Below are 1411 nucleotides of genomic sequence, written 5' to 3'. Positions count from 1 at the left end.
CGGGTTGCGCCCACGGGAGTGGTGTACGACTTGCCCGTGATGGGCGTGTTGGGTAGATAGGAGACGGCCACCGCGCGATCCTTCGAGACGGCTAAATCCAACGAAGGAGAGTGATGCGCGATGGCCGCATCTGAGAGTGTGAACCCTGCTGAGCTGCTGCGCGAGCAGATCGAGGGCGCGTCGCCGGATGTGTTGCGGGCGATGGTGAAGACGTTCGCGCAGGCGTTGATGTCGGCCGAGGCGGATGCGATCTGCGGTGCCGATTACGGGCAGCGCAGCGAGACACGGGTGAACTCCCGCAACGGATACCGGGTGCGAGAGTGGGACACCCGAGCTGGCACGATCGACCTCGCGGTGCCGAAGCTGCGCACCGGGTCGTACTTCCCGGACTGGTTGCTGACCCATCGCCGGCGGGCTGAGCAGGCGTTGGTGTCGGTCGTGGCGACGTCCTATCTGCTCGGGGTCTCGACTCGCCGGGTGGAGAAGCTGGTCGAGCAACTCGGCGTCAAGCAGCTGTCCAAGTCGCAGGTATCGGAGATGGCCGCGCACCTGGACGCGCAGGTTGAGGCGTTCCGCAACCGGCCGCTGGACTCGAGGTGTTACGCGTTCGTCTGGATGGACGCGTTGACGATGAAGGTCCGCGAGGCTGGGCGGACGGTCAACGTCCACGCGCTGGTCGCGGTGGGGGTCAACGCGGACGGTCAACGCGAAGTCCTCGGCCTTGATGTCGCCTCGGACGAGGACGGCGCCGGCTGGCTGGCGTTCCTACGCTCGTTGACCGCCCGCGGCCTGACCGGTGTTCAACTGGTCATCTCTGATGCTCACCGCGGTCTCGTTGGCGCGATCGGCGCCGCGTTGCCCGGTGCCGCCTGGCAACGCTGCCGAACCCACTACCTGCGCAACCTGCTCACGAAGGTGCCCAAGTCAGCGCAGCCATGGATCGCGACCCTCGTGCGGACGATCTTCGACCAGCCCGACGCCGACGCCGTGCGGGCCCAGTTCAACCGAGTCGCGGGCACCATCGAAGCGAAGTTTCCGGCCGCCGCCGAACACCTCGCCGACGCCCGCGACGACCTCCTGGCCTTCACCGGTTTCCCGCGCGAAATCTGGCGCCAGATCTGGTCGAACAACCCGCAGGAACGCCTGAACAAGGAGATCCGCCGCCGCACTGACGTCGTCGGGATCTTCCCCAACCGGGCGGCGATCATCCGCCTCGTCGGCGCGGTCCTGGCCGAGCAGACCGACGAATGGACCGAAGGACGCCGCTACATGGGCCTGGAAATCCTCACCAAAACCCGCCTCATCATCGACCAACACGACACCGACCAGGCCGATCCCACCCCGATCGCCGCTTAAAATCAGACCGGATCCTGCGATGGTCGTCTCCTACACCACCAGCGCGGACGTGACC

The 1411-nt window shown here is 66.4% G+C and carries 1 protein-coding gene; it reads left to right on the top strand.

Annotated elements, in window-relative coordinates:
• The first annotated feature begins 120 nt into the window (after positions 1-120).
• Entirely contained in the window at positions 121-1356 is a 1236-nt protein-coding gene (locus tag ACIA47_RS32485) for an IS256 family transposase (protein ID WP_396712269.1), read from the top strand.
• The last annotated feature ends 55 nt before the right edge of the window (positions 1357-1411 follow it).

Source organism: Micromonospora sp. NPDC051227 (assembly GCF_044455385.1).
GTDB lineage: Bacteria > Actinomycetota > Actinomycetes > Mycobacteriales > Micromonosporaceae > Micromonospora.
This window is presented reverse-complemented; position numbering and strand designations above follow the sequence as displayed.